Here is a 16393-nt window from a genome sequence, read left to right as displayed (position 1 = left end):
CTTAAGAAAAGATTTAGATAATAACTAGGGGATGGTGGAAATAGTGAAGTTAGCTGTGGCTATTGATGGACCGGCAGGAGCAGGAAAAAGCACTATAGCAAAATTAGTTGCAGATAAATATAATCTGATGTATATAAACACAGGCGCAATGTATAGAGCGGTTGCTTTAAAAGCAGTTGAAAAAGGATTGTCTCCTGACAATGTGGATGAAATTTGCAGTTTAATTGATAAAATGAAAATTAAGTTTAATGGCGATAGATTGATACTTAATGATGAAGACATCACAGAAAAACTATCTTTACCGGAGATTGCAGGAAAGGTTTCACACTTTGCAGCTATAGAAAGAGTCAGAGAAAAGCTTGTATTTCAGCAGCAGAATATAGCAGAAGAGCATGATGTGATTATGGACGGGAGAGATATTGGTACTGTAGTATTAAAAAAAGCCCCCTATAAGTTTTATATCACAGCATCTCCTGAGGAGCGTGCACAGAGAAGATACAATGAACTTATGGAAAAAGGTATTTTAGTAGATTATAATGATATATTAAATGAAATAATAAAAAGAGACCATATAGATACTCACAGGAAAATCAATCCTTTAAAAAAAGCTTCAGATGCTGTTTTAATAGACACTTCAAATATGACTATAAGCGAAGTAGTAGAAAAAATCTGTTCTCATATAAACATTCAATAAAGGGGTTATAAAATGAATAACATTGTTTTAGCTGATAAAGCAGGATTCTGTTTTGGGGTAAAGAGAGCGGTGGATGAAGCTTTAGCTTCACAAAAAGGTAAAGCAAAAAAAATATATACTTTAGGCCCCCTAATTCATAACAAGGATGTGATTTCCAGGCTGCAGGATACAGATATCCATACCATTGACATTAATGATATTTACAGGCTTGAAAAAGGGGATACAGTTATACTGCGCTCCCACGGTGTCGGTAAGGATGTAATTAATTTGCTGAAGCAAAGGCAGTTGGATATTATAGATGCTACGTGTCCTTATGTTAAACATATTCATAATATAGTTGAAAAGTATTATAATATGGATTATAAGATAATAATCATTGGAGATCCAATTCATCCCGAAGTGATAGGGATAAATGGATGGTGCGAAAATAGTGCAATAGTCTTAGAACATGGTTACGCAAAGGGAAAGCTCCCCGGCAAGGTCTGCGTAGTTTGTCAGACTACAGAAAAACAGGAAAGCTTTAAAAGGGCAATTGATATTATTTCTGATCAATGCAGAGAGTTTGTGGTATTTAACACTATTTGTTCTGCTACAGGATCTAGGCAGAGCAGCGCTGCTGAACTGGCTGCTAAAATGGATGTTATGATTGTAATCGGAGATAAATCTTCTTCAAATACAAATAAACTATATGAAATATGCAAAAATAAATGTAAAGATACTTTTTATATAGAAAATCATGAAAGTATAGATGAAGAAGTATACAGTAAGATTAATTCAGGAAGCTTTAACATAGGAATAACTGCTGGTGCTTCAACGCCAGATTGGGTTATAGATAAAGTAATAAGTAAATTAAAAGGAGATAAAGATCATGGAAGATAATGAACAGCTGGAGTATATGAATAACAATTCAACTAAAATATTTATCGGCAAAAAAATAGAAGGTAAAATTATATCTATAAATAACGAAGGTATATATATAGCCCTTCCTGGATATAAGAGTGATGGATTTATTCCAAAAAATGAAATTTATTCAGAAAATCAAAAGGACTACAGGGACGCTTATAATATAAATGACAGCATTGAAGCAAAGGTATTAAATATTAATAACTCAGAGGGATATGTTTTATTATCTAATATAGAAACCATAAAAGAAAAGGCAATAAATGAACTTAAACAAATATTTGAAAACTCTGAAGTTATCGATGTAATAGTAACTGAGGCTATCAAAGGCGGTATCATAGCAAGGTATAAAGAAATACCTATATTTATTCCAGCTTCCCATGTTGATATATATAGAGTCAATGATTTGGAACAATATATTGGTAAAACCCTTCAGATAAGAATAATTGAGTTGAGAGAAGAAAGACATAAGACAAAAATAGTGGGCTCTAGAAGAGAAGTGCTTCAAGAAATGAAAGATTTAAAAGAAAAAGAAGCTTTAGAAAGCCTTAAAGAAGGGGATATTGTAAAAGGAGAAGTTAAGAATATAGTAGATTATGGTGCCTTTGTAGATATTAACGGTATAGAGGGATTAATCCACGTATCAGAAATAGGATGGGGAAGAAATAAGATTAAAAACGTCCTAAAAACCGGAGATATAATCACTGTAAAGGTAATAGGTATAGACACCGAAAAGAAAAAGGTATCCCTTAGCATAAAGGCCCTTAGCCAGAATCCATGGCTGAATATAGAAGAAAAGTATCCTGTAGGTAATATTACTATGGGAAAGGTGGTTAGATTCACTGATTTCGGTGCTTTTGTAGAGTTAGAACCTGGTGTTGATGCTCTCTTGCATATTTCTAAGATAAGCAACCAGAAAATTAATCATCCTAAAGAAGTTTTAAATATCGGTGAGGTTATTAAAGCTACTATTATAGAGATAGATAGTGAGAAAAAGAGAATATCATTAAGCACCCGTGATTTATAATAAAAGCGAAGGTTTAAAACCTTCGCTTTTTTGTAATAATAAGTAATTAATAAAATATAAATATTATAGAAGAACTCTAATAGGGAGGATTTTTGTGCTTTCTCATATATGTGTCTACGATGAGGATATCCTTTATGGAGAAAAAAATATATTAGAAAAAGTATTAAAGAATTATAATTTAAATATACTTGAAGTTTATAGGAAAAGAAGTGCGTATAAGGTAGTAGCTAAGGAAGGATTATACTGCTTAAAACGCATGAAGCATGGAGAGCATAAAGTAAAGAATGGGTATATTTTAACAAAAGAGCTAAATAGACTGGGGTTTTACAATACTGCAGAATATATGTTAACTGCAAATAAGAAATTATATGTCAAGGAAGCAAAATATATTTTTTATCTTACTACCTGGATTGATGGAATTGAAAGCAACCTATATGAATCAAAGGAAATTTCGGAGTGCATTAAACTTTTAGCAAAATTTCATCTTGCAGTTCAAAATATAAACATAGGAAATCTCCTTTTAGAGGATAACTCTAATAAGTGGATAAGGCATTATGAAAATAAACTTAATGATTTAAAGCTATATGAGAAAATCATAAAAGAAAAACTTATGCTTTCACAGTTTGATAATCTATATGAACAGGATATTTTAGACGAATATAATTATGGAAGGTTTTCACTGGATTTAATTTCTTCCTGTGATTATAATATAATTAACAGTTCAATGAAAGGCATATGCCATGACAGCTTTTATTACCAAAATATAATTACTATGAATGACGAGTATTATATAATAGATTTAGACAGTATAGTAATGGATATTCAGATAGTTGACTTAGCTAAGCTGATTCGGAGATTGATGTATAGTCATAATTATAAATGGGATTTTAATAAAGCTAAAGTTATTATTGAAACCTATAATTCTGTTAAAAAGATTTCGCCTCCTGAACTCAAGCTCATGCTTGCTGTAATTGCTTTTCCTCATCGATTCTGGAAGATTGGGAAAAAGAGATATATAAAGCCTAACCAGTGGTCAGAAATAAGGTTTTACAAAAAACTAAAAAAATATATAAATATAAAAAGAGCTATGAAAAATTTTTAGTGGATTTTCTTAATTATATTAACGTACAATAAGAGGTTTATATGATTTCATTTAAACAAATAAACAAGAATAATAAAAATGTCCTAAATTCAATGATTGATAAAGCACTCAGTTTCAATGAACTAAATGAAGACCTTTATAGGCAGTATAAGGATTTAGATGTCTTTACGCTATTAAAGCTTAGAAAAAGACTTTTTTTAATATTTCAAGATAGGATTTGTATAGGTTTTATTTGGTTAGAAAAAACCGATTATAAACTTTATAGGATACATTCCTTATATCTTGATAAAGTAAAAGAAAACATCGACTTTGGAGATAATCTGCATTTTTTACAGAACAAAGACACTCTGTATTATGAATGTCGTTTAAATCCATTTAATAAAAATGTATTGGAATATCAGGGGTTTATAAAGAAAAATCACACCATAGAAATGAAGATGGATTTGGAAGGGTATATATCTGCAGAAGTAAATATTGAATTAAACCTTAAGATATTTGAAGAGAACAAGGATGAAGCTTTGAGGTGTCAACTGCAAAACGAAATTTTTGACAGTATACGTAGAATTCCTTTGAGTTTAAAAGATATTTTCAATGATGAGTCCCAAAATTATTATATTAAAGGGGCATCTTACTTTTTAAATTTAAATGGTGAAGATATAGGCTATGGACAGCTAATAGAACACGATTATAAAAACTCGGTAACTCTAGTGAATTTCGGTTTAAAAAAAGAATATAGAAAAAAAGGTTACGGAAGCCTTTTTCTAAACCTTGTAATTAATGAAGGTAAGAAACTGGGATTTAAAACTATATTTCTCAGAGTAAGTCCTGATAATAATGAAGCGGTTAAGTTGTACAGTAGGATTGGATTTAGAACCTGCAGTAATATTGTTAATTACGAATATAAGGTGAAGAAATAAAAAGCTCAATGCATTTATACAATAAGTAAAATATGATTATAAATAAACAAAGCTGCTTTGATAGATTTTTATATCAATGCAGCTTTGTTTACTTTTTTATTAAAAGGATTAAATCGGATTTTTCCTTTTTACTTGTAAATCTCCTTGTATTTTAGCAAACCTTTAATGAGTATATCTGCAGCAATCTTTAAATCATCTTGATTTACACAGTAGGATAACCTGACTTCATCTTCACCAAGGCCTTTGGTGGAATAGAAGCCTGAAGCAGGAGCAATCATTACTGTTTTATTATCTATGGAAAACTCACTTAGAAGCCATTTTGCAAAATGATCTGAATCCTTTATAGGAAGCTTAACTATTAAGTAAAAAGCACCTGTAGGTTTTTCACATATAATACCTGGAACGCCTTTTAAGCAATCAAATAATATATTTCTTCTGGTTTCATATTCTTTTTTAACTTCATCAAAATATTCTTTAGGTGTATTTATTAAGCTTGCCGCTGCAATCTGTTCTATGGTTGGGGAACATAGTCTCGATTGACCCAGCTTTAATGCTGTTTTAATCAAATCTTTATTTTGAGAAACCATACACCCTATTCTGGCTCCACAAGCACTATATCTTTTCGATATACTATCGATTATTATCACTCTGTCTTTGACTTCTGAGAATTCTAAAGCAGAGGTAAACAGGAGATTATCATACACGAATTCCCTGTATACTTCATCAGAAATAATATATAAATCATGCTCTAAAGCTAAATCAATAAGCATTTTTAATTCTTCTTTTGTATATACAACGCCAGTAGGATTGCCAGGATTAGATATGAGGATAGCCTTTGTTTTAGAAGTTATTTTCCCTTTAATAACTTCTTTATCAGGCAGTCTGAAACCATTTTCTGCATAGGTATTAAAAGGTACTATTTTTATGGAAGCTAAATCACTGAAGCTGTTATAGTTTGTATAGAAGGGTTCTGGAATAATTATCTCATCACCTTCATCGCATATTGAAATCATTGTGAATAATAAAGCTTCGCTTCCTCCATTGGTAATCAATATATTGTCTTTATCTAAATTATATCCTAAATTATTATAATACTTTAAAAAGCTATCTAGAAGAGGAGGAATTCCTTTTGAATCTGTATATGCTAAAACTTTAGCATCAAAATTTCTTATAGCTTCAAAAAAAACTGAAGGTGTTTCAATATCAGGCTGACCAATATTTAATCCAATGACCTTAATCCCTTTGTTTCGAGCTTCATCAGCATACTGATTTAATTTTCTAATAGGTGAAAACTGCATGCTTTCTAGTCTTTTTGATAATTTCATAAATAATATCCCCCTTGTAAGGTAATAAAATTAATTTATAAAGGAATTCATGGTTTTTATAGATAATTATACCACTTAATTTTATTATAATAAAATAATTTTTAATAAACTTTAAATTAGAATAGTATTGAATTAGATAGTTTGGTGTATTTATATAGGTTTAAATAGAAATAATAGAAAAAATTGCATAATAATTTCAAAGAAAGCCACCTGCTGTGCAGGTGGTAGATAAGATCATTAATAATATTTTTTAAGGAGATTTCCCAGTCTTTCTATACCTTCGGCTATCTTATCTTCGGACATATTAGAGTAATTAAGTCTGAAGTAATTATGCTTTCCGCCATTTGGGAAGAAAGATGCTCCTGGAACAAAAGCAACATTCACCTCCAGGGCTTCTTTCAAAAGCTCTGCTGAGTTCATATGTTCTTTCAATTCAACCCAAGTAAATAAACCGCCTTTAGAGTGGGTGAATTTAATATCTTTTGGGAAGAATTTAATCATGCTATCAATCATTATGTTTCTTCTCTTTTTATAGACTTCTATGATTTTGTTTATATGGGTATCTAAGCAGTATTTTTCCATATAGTGAGCTACTATTCTCTGGTCTAAAGTACTACACTGCAAATCCGCACCCTGTTTAATTAGAATATACTTTTGAAGAACTTCTTCCTCTGCGTATATCCATCCAATTCTAAAACCTGGACAGAAAGTCTTTGAGAAAGTTCCTAATTGAATAACATATCCATTTTTATCAAAGCTTTTGATGGAGGGATATACCTCTCCTTCCAAAGCAAGTTCGCTGTAAGGACTGTCCTCAATAATAGGTATATGATATTTTTCAGCTAGGGAGACCAATTTCTTTCTTCTTTCCACCGCTAAAGTAATACCTGATGGATTTTGATAGTCCGGAATAGTATAAATGAACTTAGCTTTTGGATACTTCTCCAAAATTTCTTCCAGCTTTTCAATTATTATGCCATCTTCATCCATAGGAACTTCTATAAAGGTTGGCTCATAGGCTTTGAAGGCGTTAATAGCACCTAAATAACTAGGGCTTTCACATATGATTACATCGCCTTTATTAATAAATAATTTTCCTGTAAAATCCAATGCCTGCTGTGAACCGCTTGTTATTAAGATATTATCAGGAGTTGGTTTAGTAGCTCCGGGTTTGATTCTCTGCTCACAAATAATCTGTCTAAGTAAATTATAACCTTCAGTAGTGCTGTACTGCAGGGCTCCTTGTCCCTGTTTAATGATTACCTTTGAAGCTATTTCTTCAATTTCTTTTAATGGAAATAGCTCAGGAGCAGGAAGTCCTCCGGCAAAGGATATTATGTCCGGTTTTTCAGTAAGCTTTAACAGCTCTCTTATTTCTGACGCTCTTATAGATTGCATTCTTTCTGAAAAGTTAAAATTCATTTTTTACCCCCTATATTATAATTTTTTTTATATTAAAAGTCTCTCCCTCTAGTTATATAATATCATGAAAAGATTTACATAATAAAATGTAAATTAACAAAAATTGAATATTAAATTTACTTTTTTTACTACTTCCTATATAGTTAGTATCATAAATATGAACTTTTAAAAATACCTTTAAAAAATTTAATAAATTATATATAATTATTAAGATAGAGTAAAATTATAAAAGAGGGGTAAATCAATGATTCAAGAACAAATGCTGAAATATTATATAGAAACCTGGGGTTGTCAGATGAATGAAGAAGATTCAGAAAAGCTTGCGGGGATGTTGAAAAATATAGGATATACTGCTACCCTAAGAAGGGAAGACGCTTCAATAATAATATTTAATACCTGCTGCGTAAGAGAAAATGCTGAGTTAAAGGTTTATGGAAACCTAGGTGCATTAAAAAAGCTTAAGGAAAAGAATCCAGAGCTGGTTATAGCGGTATGTGGATGCATGATGCAGCAAAAGGGAATGGCAGAGGAGATTATAAAAAGATTTCCTTATGTAGATATAGTTTTTGGAACTCATAATGCCTATAAGTTTCCTGAGTATCTAAACAGAGTAAAACAGGAAAATGTATCAGTTAAAGAAATAATGGATAAGGAAACGGAAATTGTTGAAGGGGTTCCAATAGAAAGAAAAAGTGATTCAAAGGCTTTTGTAACCATTATGTATGGATGCAATAACTTCTGCACCTATTGCGTTGTCCCTTATGTAAGAGGTAGAGAAAGAAGCAGAAAGCCGGAGGATATTGAAAATGAAATAATAGACCTTGTAAATAAAGGCTATAAGGAAATAACCTTACTTGGCCAAAATGTTAATTCTTATGGTAAAGAACTTGAGCCTTTTGTTAGCTTTGCAGATTTATTAAGAAGAATAGATAAAATAGAAGGATTGGAAAGAATAAGGTTTATGACTTCTCATCCAAAGGATCTTTCTGAAGATGTTATATCAGCTATAAAAGAAGGAACTAAACTCTGCGAACAGATACATCTTCCTGTACAAAGCGGATCTACAAGAATCCTTAGCAAAATGAACAGAAAATATAGCAGGGAAGATTATCTTGCTTTGATTAAAAAAATAAAAAATGAACTTCCTGGTGTAGCACTTACTACAGATATAATCGTCGGTTTTCCTGGAGAAACCGAGGAGGATTTTGAGGATACTATTTCTTTAGTTAAAGAAGTTGGCTTTGATTCAGCCTTTACCTTCATTTACTCAAGAAGAAAGTACACACCTGCAGACAGGATGGAAGATCAGATCGATGACTCTGTTAAACATGAAAGATTCAATAGACTCATTGAAGTTGTTAATGAGATTTCTGCTGAAAAAAATAAAGAGTATGAAAATAAAGTTGTAGAAATATTAGTTGAAGGCGAAAGTAAAAATGACAGCAGTAAACTTACAGGGAGAACTAGAACAGGAAAACTTGTTAACTTTGTTGGAAGGAAAGAAAACATAGGAAAACTTGTTGATGTTAAAATAACTAAAGCCCATTCTTTCTCCCTGCTTGGTGAAGAAGTAAAGTAGTATTTTAAAAGCTCTTGAATAAGAGCTTTTATATTTATTATAAGGGGGTGTACTAATGGCTTTAACACCGATGATGCAGCAATATTTTGAGATAAAAGAGAACTATAAAGATTGCATACTGTTTTTCCGGCTTGGAGACTTTTATGAAATGTTCTTTGAAGATGCTGAAACAGCCTCCAGAGAGCTTGAATTAGTTCTTACAGGCAGGGACTGCGGACTTGAAGAAAGAGCGCCTATGTGCGGAATACCCTATCATGCAGCTAATGGTTACTTAGGCAGGCTAATAAGCAAGGGATATAAGGTTGCAATCTGCGAGCAGGTGGAAGATCCAGCTCTGGCAAAAGGTATAGTTAAAAGAGATGTAATTAAGGTAGTTACACCGGGTACTTATAACGAAGGAAGCTCTTTGGAGGAAGATAAAAATAATTTTATAATGAGTATATTCACTGATGATATTAAGGATATGGCATCTGTAAGCTATGTTGATATATCTACCGGTGAGCTTTACACCACAGAATTTTCCTTTACAGAAGAAAAAATTATAGATGAAATTTATAAAGTTATGCCTTCAGAAATTATATTAGGCGAAAATATACCTTCCAGGATTTATGACGGTATACTAAATCTATCGAATATTTATGTGAATAAAAAGAATATAGAGTATTTTACAGATAACGCCTCTTCAATGGTAAAAGAGCAGTTAAATACCAGTGAGTTTGAAAATAAAATAATGATGTATTCCATTAATGCTATTTTAAAATACATATTGGATACTCAAAAGACTTCTTTATCTAATATTAATAATGCTCAAACCTATAATATAGAGCAGTATATGAGTATTGATATAAATTCCAGAAGGAATTTAGAAATCACTGAAACTATCAGAGATAAAAGCAAAAAAGGTTCATTATTATGGGTGCTTGATAAAACAGCAACCTCAATGGGAAGCAGAACCATGCGAAAATGGGTCGAGCAGCCCTTACTTAACAAAAGAAGTATCCAGGAGAGGTTAGATGCTGTTGAGGAGCTTAAGGGAAATCTGGAGGCTTCTGAGGAACTTAAAGAGATACTTAAAGAAGTATATGATATAGAGAGGATATCAGGGAAAATTGCTGCAAAAAATGTTAACGCCCGAGAACTAATTTCTCTTAGAAACTCTATTGCTAATATACCGGATATTAAAAAGGTATTAAAAGGTTTAAGTTCTACACTGCTTAAAAATATAGATAACAGCCTGGAGGATTTAAGTCACATATCTTCCCTTATAGAATCATCTATTAAGGAAGATCCCGCCGTAACATTAAAGGATGGAAATCTAATTAAGACAGGCTTTGATAAAGAAATTGATGATTTAAGAGAAGCTAAATTAAACGGTAAGAAATGGATAGCTAACCTAGAAGCAAGTGAAAGAGAAGCAACTGGAATAAAATCTTTGAAGGTAGGTTTTAATAAAGTATTTGGTTATTATATAGAGATTACAAGGGCTAATTACTCCTCAATTCCTGAAGGAAGATATATTAGAAAGCAGACTTTAGCTAATGCAGAAAGATTTATAACTCAGGATTTAAAGGAGATGGAGGATAAGATTCTTGGAGCTGAAGAAAAGCTAATCCAGCTGGAATATGAGACCTTTGTAAAAATAAGAGACTCAATAGAAAGTGAAATATTTAAGTTAAAAAAATCTTCAAAACTTATAGCTGATATTGACTGTATTTTATCCTTAGCTATTGTGGCGAGAGAAAATAACTATGAAAAACCGTTAATTAATGAGGACAATAATATTGAAATTGTAGAGGGAAGGCATCCTGTGGTAGAAAAGGTAATTCCAAGAGGAACTTTTGTAAGCAATAACTGTACGCTTAATTCTAAAGATCATCAGATGCTTATAGTTACAGGACCTAACATGGCAGGTAAATCAACCTATATGAGACAGGTAGCCCTTATATCTATAATGGCACAGGTAGGGAGCTTTATTCCTGCTAAGAAGGCAAATCTCTGTATAAACGATAAGATATTTACCAGAATAGGTGCCTCTGACGATTTAGCAGGCGGAAAAAGTACTTTTATGGTGGAGATGTCCGAGGTTTCCAACATACTGAAATTTGCAACTAAGAACAGCCTTGTAATACTGGATGAGGTAGGAAGGGGCACCAGCACTTATGATGGATTGAGTATAGCTTGGTCTGTGATAGAGTATATTTGCACTAATAAATCTTTAAAATGTAAGACGCTTTTTGCTACCCACTATCATGAACTCACAGAATTAGAAGAGAAGATAGAAGGAATTAAGAATTTCTCTGTAGCTGTAAAAGAAGTTAACAATAATATAGTGTTCTTAAGAAAGATCATAAGAGGGGGAGCGGATCAGTCATACGGTATTGAGGTTGCGAAGTTAGCTGGACTTCCTGAAGATGTTATTTCCAGAGCAAAGGAGATTCTTAAAAGTTTGGAAAAAACTAAAAAAGATAAGATCGAAGTGGAAGGCGAGGCAGCACCGGATCATAATAGTGCTGAGGAGGGGAAGAAAGCCTCCTCTAAAGGGGTTCAATTGGGAATAATAGATATTGAAAAAGATAATTTAATCAACTATTTATCTAATTTAGATATAATTAATTTAACTCCCATGGAAGCCATGAATATATTATACAAAGTAAGCAAAGATTCAAAGGCTCTACTTTAGGCGGTGATATAATTGAAAAGAATCAATCTTTTAGACTTAGATGTGTCTAATAAAATAGCGGCAGGTGAAGTGGTGGAAAGACCAGCTTCAGTTGTGAAAGAATTAATTGAGAACAGTATAGATGCAGGAGCTAAACATATAGATATAGAAATAGAAGAGGGTGGACAAAATCTTATAAGAGTGGCTGATGATGGCGCAGGAATACATCCTGAAGATATAGAAAAGGCGTTTTTACCCCATGCCACAAGCAAAATAAAAGACATAGAAGATTTGTTTAACATTCTAGCTATGGGATTTAGAGGTGAAGCTTTACCAAGCATCTCTTCCGTATCAAAGATAAGCCTCGCTTCGAGGCAGAAGGAAATGATAAGCGGCAAGGAGATTAGACTTCAGGGCGGAAGCAGAGTGGACTTTGCAGATACAGCTATGAACCAGGGTACTTTAATAGAAGTCAGAGATTTGTTTTATAATATCCCTGCCAGAAAGAAATTTTTAAAATCTACAGCAAGAGAAAGCGCCTTGATAGGAGGTATAATAAATAGGATTGCGCTGGCTTATCCTGAAATTGCTTTTTCTTACATGAACAACGGCAAGGTTAATTTTAATACCTTCGGCAGCGGTAATTTAATGGATGTTATAAGAAAGATATATGGTAAAACCATCTGTGATAATCTCATTAAGTTTGAGACTCATGGTGATGAACTGTCTATATATGGGTATGTGGGAAATTCAGAAATAAGCAGAGGTTCCAGAAATAATCAATCTATTTTTGTAAATAAGAGATTTATAAAAAGTAAATTAATAACTGCTGCAGTGGAGAATGCTTTTAAATCTTTTGCAACAATTAATAAATTTCCTTTTTTCATAATATACATTGACATTTATCCTGAACTTGTAGATGTTAATATACATCCATCAAAATCAGAAGTTAAATTTAAGGATGAAAGATTCATATTTAAATTCGTATTTGATAGCGTGCATAATGCTATAAAGGATGATTTAAAAGACAGCTTTATTCTTCCTGAAGAGGAAAAAAAGCTGGGAGAAATCAGTGAGACATTATCCTTCAATCTTGATAACATAAAAAATCTTCATAGTAACACAGAAGAAAAGGAGAAAAGGGAATTTACTGATAGCTATAAACTCTCAGAAAGCTATTTTCAAAAAAGTGAAGCACTCCCACACAGTATAAAAGAAAAATCTATTGTGGATTTTCCTATAGATATATCAAAAAATGAGCTATCTATAATTAAAGATAGCGATAAAACCCATGAAAGCAGGGGAGAGAGAAGGGGATTTCCTGATATAAAAATTATAGGGCAGTTTGATAAAACCTATATTATAGGAGAGCACAATAAAAACCTATATCTCATTGATCAGCATGCGGCCCATGAAAAAATAATGTTTGAAAGATATGTAAAGGAAATAAGGAATCATAGTGTAGTGATTCAACCTCTCCTTGTTCCTTCAGTTTTAGAGTTAAATTTAGATGACTACTATTACTTTATAGAGAATAAAGAGGTATTCACCACCGCAGGCTTCACTATAGATGAATTCGGTGAAAATACCGTTATAATAAAAGAAGCTCCTTATGTAATAGGAAAATCAAATATTAAAAATTTGTTCCTATCAATACTGGATAATCTTAAAAATTTAGGTTCCGGTAAAACAGAAGAATATAAATATGATACTATTGCCAGAATGGCATGCCGCTCAGCGGTTAAAGCAAATGAGGAACTCACTGAGGAGGAAATGAAAGCGCTGCTTAAAGATTTAAGTTTCTGCGACGAACCTTTCAACTGCCCTCATGGAAGACCTACTATATTAAAGCTTTCTTTATATGAAATGGAAAAATTGTTTAAAAGAATACAGTAACACTATAAAAATTATGTAAACTGGAGTTGAGAAAATGAATAATAAACTTATAATTATTACCGGTCCAACTGCAGTGGGTAAAACTAATATCTCTATAATGCTGGCTTCTCGATTGAATACAGAAATAATATCAGCAGACTCGATGCAGATATATAAATACATGGATATTGGGTCTGCAAAGGCGTCAAAACAAGAAAGAGAATTAATAAAACATCATCTTATTGACATAATCGATCCAAAGGACGAATTTAGCGTTTCAGATTATAAGGATATGGCTCAGAATAAAATAAAAGAAATACAATATAAAGGGAAGATACCTATTTTAACAGGAGGCACCGGCCTTTATATAGATTCCTTAATCTGCAGCTTGAGTTTTACAGAAAGCGCTAAAGACTCTGAGTATAGAAATTATCTGGAGGAATTATCAAAAGAAAAAGGCAAAGAATTTGTTCATTCCATGCTTAAGGATATTGATGAAGAGAGTTATAGGAGCATCCATCCCAATAATTTAAAAAGGGTAATCCGAGCCTTAGAAGTTTATAAGTTATCAGGAAAGCCCTTTAGTTTCTATAAACAGGATAATATTTATAAATGCCCTTATGATATTTATTATTATGTTTTGGATATGAATAGAGACAAATTATATGATAGAATTAATAAAAGAGTGGATATAATGGTTAATGAAGGTCTTCTGGATGAAGTTAAGCGCCTTAAGGAATATGGATGCAGCAAGAACATGCAGTCTATGAAGGGCATAGGCTATAAAGAGATATTGCAATATCTTGATGGAGAAGTTACATTAGATATAGCCATAGACATGATTAAACAAGGAAGCAGAAATTACGCTAAAAGACAGTTAACCTGGTTTAGGAAGGATCCTCGTGCAAACTTTATAAATAAATGTAATTATCCTGATGAAAATGCTATTGTAGATAAGATTTTAAGTGACATCATTGGGAGCTAGAGGTATAATATATTTAAAAAAATTATATTTAGATATCGGAGGTTTATTATGAATAAGACTGCTAATAACTTACAAGATATTTTTTTAAATGGAGCAAGAAAAAATAGAATTCCTGTAACTATATATTTAACTAACGGTTTTCAACTAAGAGGAAATGTAAAAGGCTTTGACAGCTTTACTGTAGTTCTAGATTGTGACGGTAAACAAATGCTTATATATAAACATGCAATTTCAACTATTACTCCTGTTAAACCAATATTATTTAATGGCAATCCAAATGAAGAGAGTAATGAAAACAACTAAATTATTAGGCAAATCTTAAAGGATTTGCCTAAATTTATGCGTCAAAATGGAGGTACTCAATGTTAGATATAACTAAAGATTTATTATATAAAAACTATAAAATTAAAGAAGAAGTGATTAATTTATTTGAAACCGCTTCTAAGGATATTAAAGATCAGCTGGAGGAGTTGGACAGGATAAAAGAGTATAATCAGCTGAAGGTTATGAAATCTTTTCAGGAGGAGAGAATAAGCGATTCTCATTTTACAAATTCCTCAGGATATGGATATGGTGATATAGGAAGAGATACCTTAGACGCTGTATATGCCAGAATTTCTAATACAGAAAGCGCGTTGGTAAGACCGCATTTCGTAAATGGAACCCATGCTATAACCGCTGCTTTATTCGGTAATTTAAGACCAGGGGATACTATGCTTGCAGTTTGCGGTAAGCCCTATGATACATTGGAAAATGTAATCGGAATATCAGGAGGAGAAGACATAGGCTCTTTAAGGGATTTTGGAGTAAACTACAAACAGATAGAGCTTACTTCTGAAGGTAAAGTGGATTTTAATAAGCTTAAGGATGTAATCACTGAGGATAGAAGCATAAAGCTTATTCATATTCAAAGGTCTACAGGATACGGCTGGAGAAAAGCCTTAGAAATATCTGAAATAAAGGAGATAAATGATTTTATTAAAAACCTAAGACCGGAGATAATAACCTTTGTAGATAACTGTTATGGAGAATTTGTAGACACCCTTGAACCTACTGAGGTAGGTGTTGATTTAGCCGCAGGTTCTTTAATAAAAAATATTGGAGGCGGAATTGCACCTACAGGAGGTTATATAGTAGGGAGAAAAGCATATGTGGATAATGCAGCATATAGATTAACCGTTCCTGGAATAGGAGGGGAGTGCGGATCTACATTCGGAGTTATGAGGCAGTTTTATCAAGGTTTATTTATGGCTCCTCACATAACTATGGAAGCAGTAAAGGGAGCAATATTAGCAGCTAGGGTGCTAGAGCTTGCCGGATTTGAAGTGTTGCCTAAGTTTAATGATAAAAGAAGCGATATAATCCAAGCTGTTAAATTTAATGATAAAGACAAGCTTATTAAATTTTGTAAGGGAATTCAGAAGGGATCACCTATAGATTCCTTTGTAGAATGTGAACCTTGGGATATGCCTGGATATAATGATCAGGTTATCATGGCTGCAGGAGCTTTTGTACAAGGGGCTTCAATTGAATTATCCTGCGATGCTCCTATTAGAGAACCTTTTATAGCATACCTTCAGGGGGGGCTTACCTTCGAACATGTAAAATCAGGTTTGATGATTGCAGTGTCAAATATAATTTGATTATAGTAAAAATAAAATTATTAAAGCGAAGGAAAATCCTTCGCTTTAATAATTCCTATATAATCCTACAAGTTTACCAAGTATGGAACAATCTTCAACGATTATAGGCTCCATAGTCTTATTCTGTGGTTGAAGTCTTATATAATTCTTTTCCTTATAAAATGTTTTAATAGTGGCTTCATTGTCTATTAAAGCTACTACAATTTCACCATTTTCTGCGGTAGTTGCTTTTTCGATAATAGCGTAGTCGCCATCTAATATTCCG

At 32.4% G+C, this 16393-nt stretch carries 12 protein-coding genes and 1 pseudogene; 10 read left to right on the top strand and 3 right to left on the bottom strand.

All coding sequences use genetic code 11. From position 1 onward, the window contains the following. Nucleotides 1-43: 43 nt before the first annotated feature. The 4 genes and pseudogenes from cmk to TA89_RS06130 all read left to right on the top strand — a co-directional run bounded on the left by cmk (nucleotide 44) and on the right by TA89_RS06130 (nucleotide 4640). Entirely contained in the window at nucleotides 44-694 is a 651-nt protein-coding gene (cmk, locus tag TA89_RS06150; RefSeq protein WP_423219497.1) for a (d)CMP kinase, read from the top strand. 12 nt (nucleotides 695-706) lie between these two features. Then, nucleotides 707-2621: pseudogene (locus tag TA89_RS19350) on the top strand (bifunctional 4-hydroxy-3-methylbut-2-enyl diphosphate reductase/30S ribosomal protein S1). A 94-nt stretch (nucleotides 2622-2715) separates the two neighbouring features. Continuing rightward, the gene (locus TA89_RS06135; protein ID WP_187119272.1) at nucleotides 2716-3723 is read left to right on the top strand and encodes a CotS family spore coat protein; all 1008 of its coding nucleotides are present in this window, start codon (nucleotides 2716-2718) and stop codon (nucleotides 3721-3723) included. Nucleotides 3724-3764: 41 nt separating this feature from the next. Next, entirely contained in the window at nucleotides 3765-4640 is an 876-nt protein-coding gene (locus tag TA89_RS06130) for a GNAT family N-acetyltransferase (protein WP_040211789.1), read from the top strand. Nucleotides 4641-4768: 128 nt separating this feature from the next. On the opposite strand, the gene TA89_RS06125 is transcribed toward TA89_RS06130, so the two are convergent. Together TA89_RS06125 and TA89_RS06120 are read right to left on the bottom strand one after the other, a co-directional pair. Then, on the bottom strand, nucleotides 4769-5965 hold the full coding sequence (locus tag TA89_RS06125; RefSeq protein ID WP_040211788.1) for a pyridoxal phosphate-dependent aminotransferase: 1197 nt from the start codon (nucleotides 5963-5965) through the stop codon (nucleotides 4769-4771). A 237-nt stretch (nucleotides 5966-6202) separates the two neighbouring features. Next, nucleotides 6203-7387 (bottom strand): aminotransferase-like domain-containing protein, encoded by a 1185-nt coding sequence (locus TA89_RS06120; RefSeq protein WP_040211786.1) that lies wholly within the window; start codon nucleotides 7385-7387, stop codon nucleotides 6203-6205. A gap of 244 nt (nucleotides 7388-7631) precedes the next feature. Here TA89_RS06120 and miaB point away from each other — a divergent pair, with 244 nt between their 5' ends. Genes miaB through TA89_RS06090 form a run of 6 tightly spaced genes read left to right on the top strand, consistent with a single transcriptional unit; the run spans nucleotide 7632 to nucleotide 16128 of the window. Continuing rightward, nucleotides 7632-8966, top strand: coding sequence for a tRNA (N6-isopentenyl adenosine(37)-C2)-methylthiotransferase MiaB (gene miaB / locus TA89_RS06115; RefSeq protein WP_040211784.1), 1335 nt, complete (start codon nucleotides 7632-7634; stop codon nucleotides 8964-8966). A gap of 55 nt (nucleotides 8967-9021) precedes the next feature. Continuing rightward, nucleotides 9022-11646, top strand: a complete 2625-nt coding sequence (gene mutS, locus TA89_RS06110; RefSeq protein WP_040211782.1) for a DNA mismatch repair protein MutS — start codon at nucleotides 9022-9024, stop codon at nucleotides 11644-11646. Nucleotides 11647-11658: 12 nt separating this feature from the next. Continuing rightward, nucleotides 11659-13521, top strand: a complete 1863-nt coding sequence (gene mutL, locus TA89_RS06105) for a DNA mismatch repair endonuclease MutL (protein WP_040211781.1) — start codon at nucleotides 11659-11661, stop codon at nucleotides 13519-13521. 34 nt (nucleotides 13522-13555) lie between these two features. Further along, nucleotides 13556-14485, top strand: coding sequence for a tRNA (adenosine(37)-N6)-dimethylallyltransferase MiaA (gene miaA / locus TA89_RS06100; protein WP_040211780.1), 930 nt, complete (start codon nucleotides 13556-13558; stop codon nucleotides 14483-14485). 48 nt (nucleotides 14486-14533) lie between these two features. Further along, complete coding sequence (gene hfq, locus TA89_RS06095; RefSeq protein WP_040211779.1) at nucleotides 14534-14788, top strand: RNA chaperone Hfq; 255 nt, start codon at nucleotides 14534-14536, stop codon at nucleotides 14786-14788. A 59-nt stretch (nucleotides 14789-14847) separates the two neighbouring features. Next, on the top strand, nucleotides 14848-16128 hold the full coding sequence (locus TA89_RS06090; protein WP_040211777.1) for a methionine gamma-lyase family protein: 1281 nt from the start codon (nucleotides 14848-14850) through the stop codon (nucleotides 16126-16128). Between the two features lie 45 nt (nucleotides 16129-16173). Here TA89_RS06090 and TA89_RS06085 read toward each other — a convergent pair. Continuing rightward, nucleotides 16174-16393, bottom strand: a 220-nt coding sequence (locus TA89_RS06085) for a LexA family protein (RefSeq protein ID WP_040211776.1), incomplete at its 5' end; no start/stop codon positions are given.

The organism is Clostridium polynesiense (assembly GCF_000820705.1).
GTDB classification, from domain to species: Bacteria; Bacillota; Clostridia; order Clostridiales; family Clostridiaceae; genus Clostridium_AA; species Clostridium_AA polynesiense.
Note: the sequence above shows the minus strand (reverse complement) of the source record. Positions and strands in the feature narration are given on the sequence as shown.